This window comes from Streptomyces roseoviridis (genome assembly GCF_039535235.1).
GTDB classification, from domain to species: Bacteria; Actinomycetota; Actinomycetes; order Streptomycetales; family Streptomycetaceae; genus Streptomyces; species Streptomyces roseoviridis.
The window spans coordinates 3,885,981-3,902,610 of the sequence record NZ_BAAAWU010000001.1 but is presented as its reverse complement, the minus strand read 5'-3'; the positions used below and the strand labels follow the sequence as shown (position 1 = coordinate 3,902,610).

Annotated in this window: 9 protein-coding genes; 8 read left to right on the top strand and 1 reads right to left on the bottom strand. The window is 70.3% G+C overall.

Going from position 1 to position 16,630, the window contains the following annotated elements:
- Positions 1-97: 97 nt before the first annotated feature.
- The gene (locus ABD954_RS17645; RefSeq protein ID WP_345486989.1) at positions 98-1,111 is read left to right on the top strand and encodes a hypothetical protein; all 1,014 of its coding nucleotides are present in this window, start codon (positions 98-100) and stop codon (positions 1,109-1,111) included.
- An 88-nt stretch (positions 1,112-1,199) separates the two neighbouring features.
- Here ABD954_RS17645 and ABD954_RS17640 read toward each other — a convergent pair whose 3' ends face one another.
- Entirely contained in the window at positions 1,200-3,278 is a 2,079-nt protein-coding gene (locus tag ABD954_RS17640; protein ID WP_345492251.1) for a PhoX family protein, read from the bottom strand.
- Between the two features lie 213 nt (positions 3,279-3,491).
- Between ABD954_RS17640 and ABD954_RS17635 the strand changes: the two genes are divergently transcribed.
- The 7 genes from ABD954_RS17635 to ABD954_RS17605 all read left to right on the top strand — a co-directional run bounded on the left by ABD954_RS17635 (position 3,492) and on the right by ABD954_RS17605 (position 16,619).
- Positions 3,492-5,720 (top strand): VWA domain-containing protein, encoded by a 2,229-nt coding sequence (locus tag ABD954_RS17635; protein ID WP_345486988.1) that lies wholly within the window; start codon positions 3,492-3,494, stop codon positions 5,718-5,720.
- A gap of 310 nt (positions 5,721-6,030) precedes the next feature.
- A complete protein-coding gene (locus tag ABD954_RS17630) occupies positions 6,031-6,450 on the top strand; it encodes a HEPN domain-containing protein (RefSeq protein WP_345486987.1) in 420 nt (139 codons plus the stop codon).
- Positions 6,447-9,083 carry a tyrosine-protein kinase family protein gene (locus ABD954_RS17625; RefSeq protein ID WP_345486986.1) on the top strand — a complete coding sequence of 879 codons (2,637 nt, stop codon included), beginning with the start codon at positions 6,447-6,449 and terminating at the stop codon, positions 9,081-9,083. The genes ABD954_RS17630 and ABD954_RS17625 overlap by 4 nt, the downstream gene beginning before the upstream one ends.
- A gap of 185 nt (positions 9,084-9,268) precedes the next feature.
- A complete protein-coding gene (gene metG / locus ABD954_RS17620; RefSeq protein WP_345486985.1) occupies positions 9,269-10,876 on the top strand; it encodes a methionine--tRNA ligase in 1,608 nt (535 codons plus the stop codon).
- Between the two features lie 251 nt (positions 10,877-11,127).
- On the top strand, positions 11,128-11,733 hold the full coding sequence (locus tag ABD954_RS17615) for a hypothetical protein (RefSeq protein WP_345486984.1): 606 nt from the start codon (positions 11,128-11,130) through the stop codon (positions 11,731-11,733).
- A gap of 3 nt (positions 11,734-11,736) precedes the next feature.
- Positions 11,737-16,269 (top strand): putative T7SS-secreted protein, encoded by a 4,533-nt coding sequence (locus ABD954_RS17610; RefSeq protein WP_345486983.1) that lies wholly within the window; start codon positions 11,737-11,739, stop codon positions 16,267-16,269.
- On the top strand, positions 16,269-16,619 hold the full coding sequence (locus ABD954_RS17605) for a hypothetical protein (RefSeq protein WP_345486982.1): 351 nt from the start codon (positions 16,269-16,271) through the stop codon (positions 16,617-16,619). Before ABD954_RS17610 ends, ABD954_RS17605 begins: the two co-directional genes overlap by 1 nt.
- Positions 16,620-16,630: the final 11 nt, after the last annotated feature.

Here is a 16,630-nt window from a genome sequence, read left to right as displayed (position 1 = left end):
GCATCACACGCATCACCGCATCACCGCACCACCCGCTCCACCCGCACCACCCGCACCACCGCACCACCGCACCACCGCACCCGAGGGAGGTATCCGGATGGCCGCGCTGCGCCGCCCGTCCCGCCCGTCCCGCCCGGGCCGCTCGGCCCGAGGGGGCCGGTTCACGCCGGACTTCGACCCGGACTTCGGCGACCGGGCGCTCACCGAGGCCCGGCACGACATGGTCATCGGCCGCTGGCAGGGCGTACGGGACCTGCTGAAGTCGACCGGCGACGACTGGCAGCGCCGTACCCACCGGCTGCGGCTGCTGTCGCACGCCGCCGCCGGCAGCTCCACCGTCGAGGCGTGGCGGGCGGCCGAACCGGGCAACCCGGACGCGGCGGTGCTGCGCGCGGCGACCGAGGTGGTACGGGTCTTCGACGCGGCCATCGCGGCCGGCCGGGGCGCCGCGGTCGACCGGGGCAGGATCGACGCCGCCGTCGACACCTGCCTCGCCGCGGCGGCCGCCGCGCCCGCCGACCCCATGCCGTGGGTCTCGCTGCTCTCGGTCGCCCGGCTGTACGAGGGCGGGGTCCCGCGCCGCCAACTGCGGCACTGGTTCGACGAGTTGCGGCGCCGCGACCCGTACAACACCGAGGGTCACACGCAGGTGCTGCGCTACTGGTCGGCCCGGTGGCACGGCACGCACGGGGCCATGTACGACTTCGCGCGGGACGCGGCGGGCGTGGCGCCGCCCGGCTCACCGCTGCCGATCCTGGTGCAGATCGCGCGGGTCGAGGAGTACCGCTACATCGCGGACGGGGCACTCGGGCGCGGCCCTGTGCGCGGCTTCGACCAGCACTGGAAGCACGAGCTCGCGGTGACCGAGCTGCGCCGCACCCACGCCCGCTGGATCGGCGGCCGCGAGCCCGGCTCCCCGGTCCGCCCGGAGGAGGTGGCCGAGCTCAACTACCTCGCGCACGCCGCCTGTTACGCGGGCGAGGCGGAGGTGGCGCGGGCGGTGTTCGGACTGCTCGGGGCGCGGGCGGCATGGGTGCCGTGGGTGTACACGGGTGCGCCGGAGGAGCAGTTCGCCCGGTTCAGGGAGGGGTGGGGCGTGGGGGTGGACTGAGCCCACCCCCACGTGGCGCGCCACCCCACAGGGGGCGCCCCACCACAGGGGGCGCCCCGCCACACGGGGGCGTCGGACGCCCGGTGCGTCAGACGCCGATGTCGCGGCCGTCGGTGCGCCAGACGGCGACGACGGACGGGCGGACGATCTTGCCCGGCCCGTCGGGCCAGGCCGAGGCCGGCTTCTCGACGGAGGCGCCGTCCACCTCGCCCGGGTGCTGCACGGCGACCAGGACCCGGCGGTCCTGGATGATCGGGCCGCAGGTCTCGGCGCCGACCGGCACGGTCAGGAACTGCTTGAGCTCACCTCGCCGCTCGCCCTGCGTGGCGACGCCGAACAGGCCGTCGTGCGAACCGAGCTGGTTGCCGTCGGTGGAGAGCCACAGGTTGCCGTGCGGGTCGAAGGCCACGTTGTCCGGGCAGGAGATGGGGCTGACCTTCTCCTTGGGGAAGCCGGCGAAGTACGTGGCCGGGTCCTCCGGGTCGCCGGCGACGAGGAAGAGGCGCCAGGCGAAGCCGTCGCTCGCCGGGTCGTCCCAGTGCTCGGCGAGCTCCAGGACCTGGCCGTGCTTGTTGCCGTTGCGCGGGTTGGCCTCGTCGGCACCCGCCTTGCCGGGCTTGCCGCGGTCCTTGTTGTTGGTGAGGGCGACGTAGACGCGGCCGGTGCGCGGGGACGGCTCGACGTCCTCGGGGCGGTCCATCTTCGTCGCGCCGACCTTGTCACCGGCGATGCGGGTGAAGACGAACACCTCCTCGGCAGTCATGCCGGGCACGTGCGAGACGGCCCCGTCGGGGCCGGCGGTGGCCAGCGGGATCCAGCTGCCGGAACCGTCGAACTCGCCGTCGTTCGGGAGCTTGCCGCTGCCGTCGAGCTCGGCGGCCGGGGAGTCGCCGGTGAGCTTGGCGACGTAGAGGGTGCCCTCGTCGAGGAGGGTGAGGTTGTGCTCGCGGGCGGCCCGCGAGCCGCCCTTCTTCATCCGCTTGGACGAGACGAACTTGTAGAAGTAGTCAAAGCGCTCGTCGTCGCCCATGTAGACGACGGGACGACCGTCGGCGGTGAGGCGGGGCTGCGCGGCCTCGTGCTTGAAGCGGCCGAGGGCGGTGCGCTTTTGGGGCGTGGAGTCGGGGTCGTACGGGTCGAGCTCGACGACCCAGCCGAAGCGGTGGGCCTCGTTGGGCTCCTGCGCCAGGTCGAAGCGCTTGTCGAACCGCTCCCACTTGCGCTCGGAGGCGCCGCCGGTCATGCCGTACCGCTTGTCGGTGGCGCTCGACCCGTTGGCGAAGTACTGGTTGAAGTTCTCCTCGCCGTGGAGGGTCGTGCCCCACGGGGTGGTGCCGCCGGCACAGTTGTTGAGGGTGCCGAGGACGGTGCGCCCGGCGGGGTCGGCGGAGGTCCTCACGAGGGCGCCGCCGGCGGCCGGGCCGGTCAGCTCGAACGCGCTGGTGGTGTGCAGGCGCCGGTTGAGGGGGTGGCGGGTGACGGGCGTCAGCCGGCCGGTGCGGTGCTCCTCCTGGACCACGACGACGGACAGGCCGTGCGCGGCCCAGGCGATCTCCACCTGCTCGCGGGTCGGGTTCTCGGGGTCGTACCCACGGAACATCAGGACCTCGTCGGTGTACTCGTGGTTGGCCACGAGCACCTGGCGGTGCGGCTCGCCGCGCAGCGGGAGCAGGGAGAGGAAGTCGTTGTTGTAGCCGAACTGGCCGGCCTGGGCGCGGGCGGTCTGCTTCTCCGGGTCGAAGGCGGGCGCGCCGCGCAGGATGGGCTCGCCCCAGCGGATGACGACGTTCTGGGAGTAGCCGGCGGGGACGGTGACCTGGTCGGCGGTGTTGGGCGCGACGGCCTCGAAACGCAGACCACGGGCGCCGGTGGCCTTGGAACCGGGCTTGTGCCCGGCCGCGGGCCCCTGCGCGGGGTGCGCCTCGGCGGCGGGCGCGGCACCGACCGCGAGGGCCCCGCCGGCGGCGGAGGCGACGGTCACGACGGCGGCGGCGCGCATCACGGAACGGCGCGAGAGCGCCCCGGCTATGACGTCCCCGACGTACTCGTTGTCACTGGTGTTGGGCACCTCCTGGAAACAGGCGTCCCCGCACCGGAACCGGCAGGTCATGGCGGAACGACCGCCTCCGTGTGAGTGGTTGCTCAGCATCGGCAGCAGTTTGCGCACTTCGTCCTCCATGACTTCGGTTCACGTCCGGCGGCGACGTTATGTGCGCACCTCTGCACGGTGGCGGCGACGGAGTGAACGCACGATGAATGCGCGGCGACCGGGGACGCCCGGGTCGTAGGGAGGAGGGGAGGTGGCCGCTAACCTTACGTGTCCGCCCTGGCCAGGGATGAAGGACGCATACGCACACAACTCATGCGAAGGGGTTCGCCCATGGGTATTCGGAGTTTGCTGCGCAAGGTATTCGGCCGCGACCGTACGAACGCCGCCGAACCCGAGGTCCCGGCAACCTCCGTCCCGCCCCAGGCCGACGCCCCGGCCCCGGAGTCGACGGCGAACGCGACGGTCGCGGCGCGAGCGGAGACGGCGAAGACGGCGGAGGCGAAGGCCACCACGGACACGCGGACGTCTGCGGGGACGGGCGGGCCGGCGAAGGAAACCGCCGAGACCCCGGCGCCCACCGGAACGGCGGCCGACCCGGAGTCGGCCTCGGCGGCGACCGCCGCCGAACGCGCGGCGGCGGACCTGGTGGCGGCGGCCTTCGACAACCCGAAGATCCCGCCGGCCCGGAGGGCGTCGTCGTCGGGGTCGGAGCGGGGTACGGCCGAGGCGGAGCCGGATGCGGCCGGGACGGGCGCTGGGACGGCCGAGGCGGGCATCGGCGCGGCCGAGGCGGAGCCGGGTACGGGTGCGGGTGCGGGTGCGTCCGGGACGGAGCCGGCTACGGGTGCGGGTGCGGGTGCGGGTGCGTCCGGGACGGAGCCGGCTACGGGTGCGGGTGCGTCCGGGACGGAGCCGGCTACGGGTGCGGGTGCGTCCGGGACGGAGCCGGCTACGGCGAAGGCTCCGGAGGGCGCGGCTGCCGCGGGCGACGCGGCGGAGGCGGACGGCGCCGAGGCGGAGGCGGCCTCGGCCGACGCCGCCGACACGACCGGGCCGGAGGCGGATGTCGCCGAGGCCACCAAGACCGAGGTGAGCGAGACGACCGCGGCCGACGCCGCTGACGCCACGGAGCCCGCAGCGGACGCCGTGGACGCCGACGCGGAGCCGGCGCCCGCCCCCGCCGCGAAGGCGGAGGAGGCCGACCAGGAGCCGTCGGCCGACACCGCTGCCCCGGAAACGGACACCGCACCGGCGAAGGCCGTCGAGCCGACGGCCGAGGCCGCTGACGTGGAGGCGCAGGCGCAGACGCAGACGCAGACGGACGAGACCACGCCCGCCGCCGTCGCGGCGGAAGAGCCCGGGACCGACGACGCGGCTGCGGACGAGGCGACCGCCGAGGCTTCGGCCGACGAGCCGTCGGCCGCCCCGGTGGTGGCGCAGGCCGAGGACGCCGTCGCCGAGGCCGGGACCCCGGCCGACGACGCCGCCGCGGCGGAGCCGGAGAACGGCGTCGCGGACGCGCAGCACCCGACCGCCGGTTCGGCGGAAACCACGCACCCGACCGAGGAGCAGCCGGCCGCGGAGCCCGCCGGCGACGCCGCCACGCCCGAGACCCCCACGGCCGAGGCCGACGCCGACGCCGACGCCGAGGCCGACGCGGAGGCGCAGCCCGCGCCCGCCCCCGCCGAGACGGGCACCGCGACGGGCACCGAGGCCGACGTCCCCGCCCCGGCGCAGCCGCGGGCCGACACGGCAGAGGAGCCCACGCCGGAAGCCGTGGCGGCCGAGGCCGACGCCCCGGTCGCGGCCGAGGACGAGGCCACCGACGCCCCGGCCCCGGCACAGCCGGACGTCACGGAGGAGGCGGCCGAGGACGACACCGCCTCCGCACGCCCCGCCCTCGCCCTCGCCCGGCTGAAGGCCGACGCGCCGCACCTCGCCGACGCCTACAAGGCCGCCGGTGCCGTACTGAAGAAGCAGGGGCTCACCGGGGCGCGGGCGGCCGTGTACCTGGTGGTGGACCGGTCCGGGTCGATGCGTCCGTACTTCAAGGACGGGTCCGTGCAGCGGCTCGCCGAGCAGACCGTGGCGCTCGCCGCGCACCTGTCGGAGGACGCCGCCGTGACCGCCGTCTTCTTCTCGACGGACATCGACGGGACCGCCGAACTGCGCCCCGCCGACATGACCGCCGACCGCGTCGAGACGATCAACGCGGGCCTCGGCCGGCTGGGCCGCACCAACTACCACCGCGCGGTGGAGGAGGTCCTCGCCCTGCACGAGAAGTCGGCGGACCCGGCCCGCCCCGCCCTGGTGGTGTTCCAGACGGACGGCGCGCCGGAGTCGAAGACGGCCGCGACGCAGGCGCTGACGGAGGCCGCGGACCGCCCGTACGCGACGCACTGGCGGTTCACGGTGTGGGGCGAGGAGGACAACAAGGCCTTCGACTACCTGCGCAAGCTCGCCACCCCCCGTACGGGTGTGCACTTCGCCGGCCCGACGCCGGTCGAGACCCCGCACGCCGCGTTCTACCGGGGCCTGCTCGCCGACTGGTCCCTCTGACACACGGCCCAAGGAGCCTCAAGAACCACCCACCACCCCACGGGCACCTGGGAGTGCGAGCGGATGGCGAATGCCACGCTCCCAGGTGTCCCGTCCCGTTCCTCCTGTGGACCTGACGGATAGCCATGGCCACATCTTCACCGCACGGTCTGCCTTCTACCGCCGGGCGTTCAGGGTGGACCGAGCATTTCCGCAGGTGAGTGCCCCTCTCTACAGGTGGAGACCTGGCACAGCCTGGCCTCGGACGAATCGTTGCGATGGACTCGACGGTCTACAGTGACGATCGGGCGAGCACCGCTGGGGGGATGGCTTGTACGACGATCCGATCACGCCACAGGAGTGGGAGGACGTGGCTCAGGAGCGTCGGGTCGATGCCATGGAGCTGCATCGGGCAGGACGGCACCTCGCCTGCCTCTACTACCTGGGCTTCGCGGCGGAGTGTCTCGCCAAGGCGTTGTGCGCCGCCCAGGGTCGTCCCGCCCCGCGAGGCCATGACGTCTTGGCGCTCATCGAGCACGCGGGCTTCAGTTCTCAAGTCCTGCCCCAGAACACGCGGAACTTTCTCACGGACCGCGACGTCAGCCTGCGCTATCAGGCTGCCTTGCCTGATGATGTCAAGATTGACGACGAGATCGAGGCGGCCAGGCGCTTCATGATCTGGTGCATTACCCAGCTGCGACGGCGCCCGCGAGCGCGGGGTGCGAAAGCGCACAGGAGGAAGGCTCAGTGACACAGCCGGACAGCATCGACCTTGTGGAGGGGGTGCTGCGGGACGCTCTGGGAGGCCAGGTCCGCGTGACCGCCGACCCCTTTATCGGTGTGCGCGTAACAGCGATCACCGAGGCGTTCAGAGGCATGTCTCCTCGCAAACGCCGGGAACGGGTCCAGGCGCTGGTGCCCGACGCGAACATCGTTCGACATGATCTGCTGACACCCGACGAAGCAGCGTTCATGGAGCAGGACGAACTGAGCCCTGCCCCCGTACAGGCCGAACTGCCGCTGTGGCCTGAGGCACTGGCGAGTGGCAAAGCCGAAGAGATCACCGTTCGCTTCCCGTCAGAGAACTACGGCACCCTTCCGTCCCCTGTGGTGTCGACGTTCTATTCGCTCCGCGGCGGGGTCGGACGGTCCACCGCGCTCGCACACGCCGCCCGCATCATCGCCGGCCAGGGACTGACCGTTCTCTGCATCGACATGGACCTGGAGGCACCAGGCCTTGCCGCCCTTTTCGACGTGGAAGAACGTGTCACCGAGAACATGGGAGTCGTCCCGCTCCTCGCATCAGCAGAGGTGAGCGGCGAGATCCCTCCTCTCGATGATCACGTGCTCAGGGTCACGGAAGACTCGGGTTTGTTCCTTCTGCCGGCGGGTTGCCCCGGCGCCGAGTACGCCCGCCTCCTTTCCCACCTCGACCCTTCCGCCTGGTACGGCGAAGACGAAGTCAACCCCTTGCGCTTGCTGGTGAAGGCCGTCTCTGGACTCCCGGAGGAGCCTGACGTCGTCCTGATCGACTCCCGTACAGGGATAAGCCCGCTCGCGGCTCCGCTGTTGTTCGATGTCTCCGATATCAACGTCATCGCCTTCTATCCCCATCCACAGGCCAAGGCTGGTACGCGTGCACTCACGCGAGCGCTGCTGGCGGCGAAGTCGAGCCGGTCCACCGATGAACACCCGTACACGCCTGAGGTCCGCTTCATCGCCTCGCCGGTCCCGACCACCGAGAAAGTTCGCGAACTCTATGCTGAGCGGGCCCAGGACTGGATCAACGAATGGCTGTCCGTCGCCCGGAACTCTCAAGGCGGGCCCGCCTTCGAAGCTCTTGAAGAAATCGTTCAGGTCATCGGATACCAGGAGGCGCTGGCTTCCTCCGATTCGGTGATGCGCGTCCAAGGTACGGACGACTTCACGGTGGTGGCCGACTGGATCACCGGGCTTGTCGAGCCAAAGGATGTACTCGGCGAGGGAAATCAGGAAGACTCTGAGCCGAGCAAGGAAGAAGTACTCTCCTCGCTTCAGTTCGCGGGAGAGACAGCTGAGAAGCAGGAGCTGGAGGAGTTGCACGGGACTTTTCTCAGTACAGCCGACGTGGACCGTGCGCTCGCCCTTGACACAGTCGTGGTCATCGGCCGTAAGGGCACAGGCAAGACGGCGGTTTTCCGCAGACTTGCCGAATCAGAAACCGCCATCGTCATCACGAGCCCGCCTGGCCTCAACACACACAAGAGCTGGACTCCTGACGCAGACGTGTATTCGGCGCTCGGAACGGAACTCAAGGCTCGCGAACTGGAATGGCGGCAGATGTGGCCCGCCCTCCTCGGGCTCGCCATCCGTCAGCATCTGCCCGACATCCCGGCGCCCAGTTGGACCGAACGTCCGATCGGCGTACCGGATTCGGGGGGAGAATATCTCAAAACGGATCTGGTCAACGACGTAAGGACGCTTCTTTCCCACCCGCAGGCCCCTCTCCTTGCCGGGCAATGGCTTATCGAAATTGACCGCAGCCTTGATGCGGACCATGTGCTCTTGTTCGATGCCCTCGACACCGGATTCGGCAACAGCGAGAACGACCGCAAACGGCGCAATGACGGTGTGGCCGGCCTGCTCACCACCGTGGGTGCGCTTGGCCCCCAGCTGCGGCACCTGAAGTTCAAGGTGCTGTTGCGTGAGGACATCTGGCGCGAAGTGAGTGTGCCGAACAAGTCCCATCTCAGCGCACGATCCGCCCGCCTCAGCTGGTCGAACAAGATGGACTATCTCCGCATCGCCATCAAGCAGGCGTGGCGCTCCAAGCCGTTTCAGCGCCTCGTCACTGCGCGCCTGAACAAGCCGGACTTCAAACAGGACACCCCAGTCGAGTACTGGCCTGAGGAATTCGTGCGTATCGCATGGGTAATTCTCGCAAGTGAGCGTGTCTCTGGCGGTCGCACTGCGTACACGGATAACTGGGTGTGGTCCCGGCTGGCCGATGCCAATGGCGATCACGCTCCTCGGGCGCTCGCGCAGATGATGACGGCCGCAGTTGACTTGGAGCGGGGATTCGAAGCCGGGAATCGCTACTCTCGGTCCATCATCAGGCCTCGGGCCCTCGTCGAGTCACTGGACGAGGTCAGCGATTCCGCCCTCGACGCACTGCAGCGGGACGAGTTCCCCGAGCTTGCCCCGGTCTTCAGCCAGCTACGGGTAATTGGTTCGACCCCGTTTCCTGCCGAACTCCTGGACGGCACAGCGCCCGACCTTGTTCGCCTGGCCCGCGAGGTCGGACTGCTCGAAGCCGTCTCCGGTCCACGCGACAAGACTGAGCGCTACCGTGTGCCCGAGTTGTATCGCAAGGCCCTCAGCATGACCCGCAAGGGTCAGGCCTGATCGGTGACCCCGTTGCGTGGCGGCGCGGTGGCACGACCGCGCCGCGACCCGGACATCGCCGCTGGTGAGGGGATCGATCGAGTGCGTGAAGGTGTCATCCCTGGCACGGGCCACGGAGGGGCCTCCGTGGGCCCCGGCTTTTAACCGTGTGAGGACCGCTCCTCCCGGCCGTTAAAATTCGCACCATGGCGGCCACTGGATCAGAGAAGCAGGGAACGAAGGCGTACTACGTCTCGACCCCCATCTACTACGTCAACGACGCTCCTCACCTGGGCCACGCCTACACGACCGTCGCAGGCGACGTGCTCACCCGCTGGCACCGCCAGCGGGGCGAGAAGGTGTGGTACCTCACCGGCACGGACGAGCACGGTCAGAAGATCATGCGCACCGCGGAGGCGAACGACGTCACTCCTCAGGAGTGGTGCGACAAGCTCGTGGAGGAGGCGTGGAAGCCCCTCTGGGAGCACCTGAACATCGCGAACGACGACTTCATCCGCACCACGCAGAAGCGTCACACCGACCGCGTCCAGGAGTTCGTGCAGGACCTGTACGACAAGGGCGAGATCTACAAGGGCGGCTACGAGGGCCCGTACTGCGTGGGCTGCGAGGAGTACAAGCTCCCCGGTGACCTCATCGAGGCCGAGGACGGCACGAAGCTGTGCGCCGTCCACAAGAAGCCGGTGGAGATCCTCAAGGAGGAGAACTACTTCTTCAAGCTGTCCGCGTACGGCCCGAAGCTGCTGGAGTTCTACGAGGCGAACCCGGGCTTCATCCAGCCGGAGTCGGCCCGCAACGAGGTCGTGAACTTCGTCAAGCAGGGCCTCGACGACCTGTCGATCTCCCGCTCGACCTTCGACTGGGGCGTCCCGGTGCCGTGGGACGACAAGCACGTCATCTACGTGTGGATCGACGCGCTCCTGAACTACGCGACGGCCGTCGGCTACGGCTCCGACCAGGCGAAGTTCGACGAGACGTTCCCGGCGAACGTGCACCTCATCGGCAAGGACATCCTCCGCTTCCACGCGATCATCTGGCCGGCGATGCTGATGGCGCAGGGCCTGCCGGTGCCGGGGCGCGTGGTCGCGAACGGCTGGCTGATGGTCGGCGGCGAGAAGATGTCGAAGTCGAACCTGACCGGCATCAAGCCGCAGGACCTGACCTCGCACTTCGGCGTCGACGCGTACCGCTGGTACTTCCTGCGGGCGATCGCGTTCGGCCAGGACGGTTCCTTCTCGTGGGAGGACTTCTCCGCCCGCTACACCTCCGAGCTGGCCAACGACTACGGCAACCTCGCCTCGCGCGTGGCGGCGATGGTCGGCAAGTACTTCGGCGGCGAGCTGCCGGCCTCCGCGGCCGACGGCGACGCGGAGAAGGCGATCCACGAGGGCCTGGCGAAGGCCGTCGCGGTCGCCGACCAGAAGATCGGCGAGGAGCTGGACTTCCAGGCCGGCATCCTGGCGATCTTCGACTTCGTGAAGCAGGTCAACGGCTACATCACGGAGCAGGAGCCGTGGAAGGTCGCGAAGGACGAGTCGGACGAGGGCCGGGCCCGCCTGGCGACCATCCTCTACACGGCCGCCGAGTCCCTGCGCGCGGTCGCGGTCCTGCTGAACCCGGTCATGCCGGAGACCTCCCAGAAGCTCTGGGACTCGCTCGGCGCCGAGGCCGCCCTGGGCGCGCTCGCCGCGCAGCCGGTCCAGTCCGCCGCCACCTGGGGCAAGCTCCCCGCCGGCGCCACGGTCACGAAGGGCGCGGTCCTCTTCCCGCGCCTGGAGGACCCGAAGAAGGACTGACGCCGAAGGACCGACTCCCTCGGTCCCGCGACACACCGAAGGCCGTCGCCCCGCGCAGGGGCGGCGGCCTTCGCCGTCTCCGACGACATGACAGAAAAGCCCCTTCTCGTTGCGAACGGAAACTCGGCCCTGCGACCATCATCAGCTCAGGCAACCGTGGGCAGGCCGGGGGGCGGCGCGCAAGGAAGGTCTCGCGGTATTCGCGTGCGCACACGGCGGGGACGGAAGCCGTGAACTCGGGGGAGTGAGCGATGAGCGGGAACGATCCGGATCTCCAGGCGTCCGATGACGCCCTGGCGCAGATCGCGAAGGGGATCGACAAGGCGCACGGGGAGCTGAAGGACCTGTCACTCGGCCAGTCGGCCGTCACGGGCCGGGGTTTCTCCAGGCTGGCCCTGACCGGTGTGCAGCTGGGCCACCCGGGGCTGACGGAACAGTTGCAGACCTTCTGCGAGCGGTGGGGTTGGGGTGTACGCGGCCTCATGCAGAAGGCGAACGGATTCACCACGGCACTGGGGCTGTCCGCCGGGGCCTTCGGGGAGCAGGAGCGGTACGTCAAGGACACGTTCAAGATCGTCATGAACGCGGGCAACGGCAACCCGCACCTCTCCGAGGACGAGGTCACGCAGAAGAGCTGGGCCGAGATCGAGCGGCAGTCCCCGTTCGACGGCGCCGACTGGAGCGCGGAGTCCTTCTCCCAGGCGCAGGGCAGCGTCGAGCAGACCTGGCGCGACACCGCGTACGACGTCCGGGACGGAATCCTCGGCCCGCAGGCGGAGGCGCGCATGCGCGCGCGGCTGGAACCCACGGAGGAAGCGGACGGCCGGGCACAGGAGCCGAACCGGGGGGATCGCTGAGCCATGCCGGACTGGGGAGAGCTGTTCGACAAGGGGGCCGACGCCGTCGGCGACGGCATCGACTGGGGCAAGCGCAAGCTCGGTGAAGGCGTCGACGCCGCGACGAACGTCGCCGGTGACGGTCTGGAGCGCGTGGGAGCCGAGGGCTGGGCGGACAAGGTCGAGGACTGGGGTGACGGTGCCGCGTCCCGTCTCGGGGCGGAGGTGAGCGAGGCCCAGCTCGGGCAGACGGACGATCCGGACGAGCTGATCCACGGCAAGCCCGGGGACATCACCGCCGCGGTGGCGAACTTCCGTGACTTCCAGTCGGCCTTCGGCAGCGTCGGCAAGGGCCTGAAGGCGCTGGACTCCGACCGCTGGAAGGGCGAGGCGGCCCGGGCCTTCCGTGAAGAGTTCCAGGCACTGCCGCCCGACTGGCTGCGGGCGGCGGACGCCTTCGGCGCCGCGGCCGGTGCCCTGGAGGCGTACGCGCACACGGTGACCTGGGCGCAGGGCAAGGCGCGCGAGGCGATCGAGCTCCACAGGGACGGTGACGACGCATCCCGGGCGGCCGCCGCCGCGTACGAGAAGAAGTACGACGCCTACCGGGCCGCCTTCCACAGCGACCGTCCGCTGCCGGAACCGGCCCCTTACACCGACCCGGGCGAAGCCCACCGTGCTCGCGCCCGTGACCTGCTCGCCGACGCACGACGCCAGCGCGACGAAGCGGCGGAGCGGGCGAAGTCGGCCCTCGCCTCCGCCCTGGCCCACGCCCCGGCGGAGCCGTCCGCCGCGGACCGCCTCGGCATGGACTTCACGGACCACGCCCTGGGGATGAGCGCGGAGCTGCTCCACGTCGCGGGCGGTGTCACCAAGGGCGTCGTCGGCCTCTCGAACTACCTCCGGGCGACCAACCCGCTGGACCCGTACAACGCGACGCACCCGGCCGAGTTCTACGAGAACGTCCACATGACGCTGGCCGGTCTGGCGTCCACCGCGGCCCACCCGGACCGGGCGCTGAAGAACGCGTGGGAGACGGCGAAGGCCGACCCGAGCGAGTTCGTGGGCCGCCTCATACCCGAGCTGATCGGCACGAAGGGCGCGGGCGGCCTGAAGAGCCTCACCCGGCTGAGGAACGTCGACACCCCTCCGGCCGACGGAGGCAAGGGAACGGTCCGCGAACAGCAGAAGGAGGCGCCGGACCCCGCCTCCCGTCAGGGGAACGAGAAGCGGGAGTGCAACGACCCCGTCGACATGGCCACCGGCCGGGTCACTCTCCCCCAGACGGACATCGCCCTGCCCGGTGCGCTGCCGCTGCTCCTCAGCAGGTACTTCGAATCGTCCTTCCGCGCCGGCCGCTGGTTCGGCCCCTCGTGGGCGAGCACGCTCGACCAGCGCCTGGAGATCGACGCCCGGGGCGTGGTGCAGCTGTGCGAGGACGGCAGCATCCTCGCCTACCCGCATCCGGCGCCCGGCGTGCCGGTCCTGCCGACGCACGGCATCCGCCGCTGGGCACTGGACCGCAGCCCCACCGGTGACGCGTACACAGTGACCGATCCGGAGACGGGAATCGTCCGCCGGTTCGCCACCACCGCCGCGGGGGACGAGGCCGTTCTCGTCCAGATCGACGACCGCAACGGCAACTGGATCACCTTCGGCTACGACGCGGGGGGCGCGCCGACGGAGGTCGTCCACCACGGCGGATACCGGCTCCGCCTGACCACGGATGGATCACGGGTCACGGCCCTGCACCTCGGCGAGCGGGAGCTGCGCCGCTACGACTACACCGACGGCCACCTCACCTCCGTCGCCGACTCCGCGGGCCGGCCGCTGTGCTTCGGCTACGACGAGCGGGGTCGGATGACGTCGTGGACCGACAGCAACGGCCACCGCTACGACTACGTCTACGACGAGCGCGACCGCTGCGTCTTCCAGTCGGGCCGCGACGGCGTCATGGCCGGCCGCTTCACCTGGGGCGACGGCGAGACGACCTTCACGGACGCCCTCGGTCGCACGACCCGCTTCGAGGTGGACGAGCGCGCCCGGGTCACCGCCGAGACCGGTCCGGACGGAGGCGTCACCCGCTTCACGTACGACGCCCGGGGCAGGCTGCTCTCCCGGACGGACCCGCTGGGTCACACCACCGCGTTCGTCTATGACGAGGAGGGCCGGCTCACCTCTGTCACCCGTCCCGACGGCCGCGTCGTGTCGGCGGAATACGACGACCTCGGCCTTCCCGTCCGGGTGAGGCGGGCGGACGGCACGACGATCCGCCAGACCTACGACGACCGGGGAAACCGGACGTCGGTTACCACGCCTTCGGGCGAGCGCACCACGTTCTCGTACGACGACCGGGGGCGCCTCACCTCCGTCACGGACCCGCTGGGCGCCGTCACCCGCGTCCGCACGGACGAGCGCGGCCTGCCGGTGGAAGTCACCGACCCGCTGGGTGCGACGACGACGTACGAGCGGGACGCCTTCGGCCGTACGGTCCGGATCACGGACGCGACGGGGGCGCAGACCCGGCTGGAGTGGACGCCCGAGGGCCGCCTCACGCGCCGGACCCATCCCGACGGGGCGGCCGAGACCTGGACGTACGACGGCGAGGGCAACTGCCTGACCCATACGGACCGCATGGGCGGCACCACGGCCTACACATACGGGGACTTCGATGTCCTCGCCTCCCGCACCGACCCGGACGGGACGCGCTACTCCTTTACGCACGACGCGGCGCTTCAGCTGACCCGGGTCACCAACCCTCAGGGTCTGACGTGGGACTACAGCTACGACCCGGCGGGCCGCCTGGCCACGGAGACGGACTTCGACACCCGGACACTGACCTACGCGTACGACGGGGCGGGCCGCCTGGCGGCCCGTACGAACGCGCTCGGCCAGCGGGTGTCCTTCGAGCGGAACGAACTCGGCCAGGTCGTCCGCAAGGACGCGGACGGCACGGTCACCACGTACGAGTACGACGTCTTCGACGAGCTGGCGGCGGCGGTGAGCCCGGAGGCGACGCTCACCCGGATGCGCGACCGCTACGGCCGGCTCCTCTCCGAGACCGTCAACGGCCGCACCGTCTCCTTCTCCTACGACTCCGTGGGGCGCAGGACGGGCCGCACGACCCCGGGTGGCGCGGTCAGCGCGTGGTCGTACGACGCGGCCGGCCGCCGCACCGAGCTCACCACGTCCGGGCGGGCGCTGTTGTTCGCGCACGACGCCGTGGGCCGCGAAATCGCCCGCTCCGTCGGTGACTTCGTCACCCTCACGTCGGCCTTCGACGAGGGGGGCCGGCTGACCACGCACGAGGTCACGAGCCGGGGCCGCCGCGTCCAGCATCGCGCGTACCACTACCGCCCCGACGGGAACCTGATCGGCATCGACGACGAGCTCGCCGGCCCGCGCCGCTTCGACCTGGACGCGGCGGGCCGGGTGACCGCGGTGCACGCCGGCCGCTGGACGGAGCGGTACGCGTACGACGAGGCCGGCAACCAGACCCTGGCCGACTGGCCCCGCGACCCGGACGCCGCGGGCCCCCGTTCGTACACCGGCACCCGCATCACCCGGGCGGGCTCGATCCGCTACGAACACGACGCGCAGGGCCGGGTCACGCTCCGCCGGAAGTCCCGCCTGTCGAAGAAGCCGGACACCTGGCGCTACCGGTGGGACGCCGAGGACCGACTGACGTCCGTCACCACCCCCGACGGCACGGAATGGCGCTACGTCTACGACCCCCTGGGCCGCCGCATCGCCAAGCACTCGGAGACGGAGACCGTCCACTTCACCTGGGACGGCACCACGCTGTGCGAGCAGTCCACGGAGACCCTCACCCTCACCTGGGACCACGACGGCCTGCGCCCCCTCGCCCAGACGGAACGCCGCCACGCCACCGACGAGACCCGCTTCTTCGCCATCGTCACCGACCTGATCGGCACCCCGACCGAACTCGTCGACGAGTCGGGCGCCCTGGCCTGGCGCGCCCGCACCACCCTCTGGGGCACGACGGCCTGGACCCGCGACGCCACGGCCTACACCCCGCTCCGCTTCCCGGGCCAGTACTTCGACCCGGAGTCCGGCCTCCACTACAACTACTTCCGCTACTACGACCCGGCGTCGGCCCGCTACCTGAGCCAGGACCCCCTGGGCCTGACCCCGGCCCCGAACCCGGCGACGTACGTGGACAATCCGCATACGTGGAGCGACCCGCTGGGGCTCGCACCGTGCCCGTACGTCGATGAGCGCAAGCTGGACTACCTCTTCAACAGGGACATCAAGCCGGACGACCACAACACGGCGCGAGCACGGCAGAACGCACAACAGCTGAAAAGCATAGGTTTTCACGACACACCGGCCTCGAGGCAGTACGTACTGGAGCACCTTAAAGAGGCTACGACGCGTGGCTTTGATCGTACTTTCACAAATCAATGGGGAGAGTTCGGTGAAGTAAACTCCGTGCTCTACGGGCCCCACGGCGCACGGCAGGTCGAAGCTACCTGGCAAATAATGCCGGACGGCGGCCTCAGATTCTCCACGGTGATCTTCAAGGGGGGCACCTAGTGACACATGAGGAATTCACGGTACCGGACCTTCAGAACTTCGCCGAAGCCATCGGCGCCGAACCGACGGAGACACAAGAGGGGATCTATGAGATCGATCTGACGGAAGTGGGGTCAGAGCCGATTCGCTTCAGTTTCAGCCCCGCAGGACGCTCGGTTCGCATGGTCTGGAAAGTGGGCGACGACGTGCGAGTCGATATCTACAGAGAGGGGGCCACACGTCTATGGATCGACGAAGCGAACGGCGAAACGTCATTGTGCACCGAGTTCTCGATGGGGTCGGTGCGAGGAGTCCTGCGCCTGCGGGTATTTCCGTCCGCCGCCCTCAGGGACGAACTGCTTTTCCATTGATCGACCAAGTG

Coding starts and splice junctions, on each gene's coding strand:
- ABD954_RS17610 (WP_345486983.1), top strand. CDS start 11,737: ATGCCGGACTGGGGAGAGCTGTTCGACAAGGGGGCCGACGCCGTCGGC.
- ABD954_RS17615 (WP_345486984.1), top strand. CDS start 11,128: ATGAGCGGGAACGATCCGGATCTCCAGGCGTCCGATGACGCCCTGGCG.
- ABD954_RS17635 (WP_345486988.1), top strand. CDS start 3,492: ATGGGTATTCGGAGTTTGCTGCGCAAGGTATTCGGCCGCGACCGTACG.
- metG (WP_345486985.1), top strand. CDS start 9,269: ATGGCGGCCACTGGATCAGAGAAGCAGGGAACGAAGGCGTACTACGTC.
- ABD954_RS17645 (WP_345486989.1), top strand. CDS start 98: ATGGCCGCGCTGCGCCGCCCGTCCCGCCCGTCCCGCCCGGGCCGCTCG.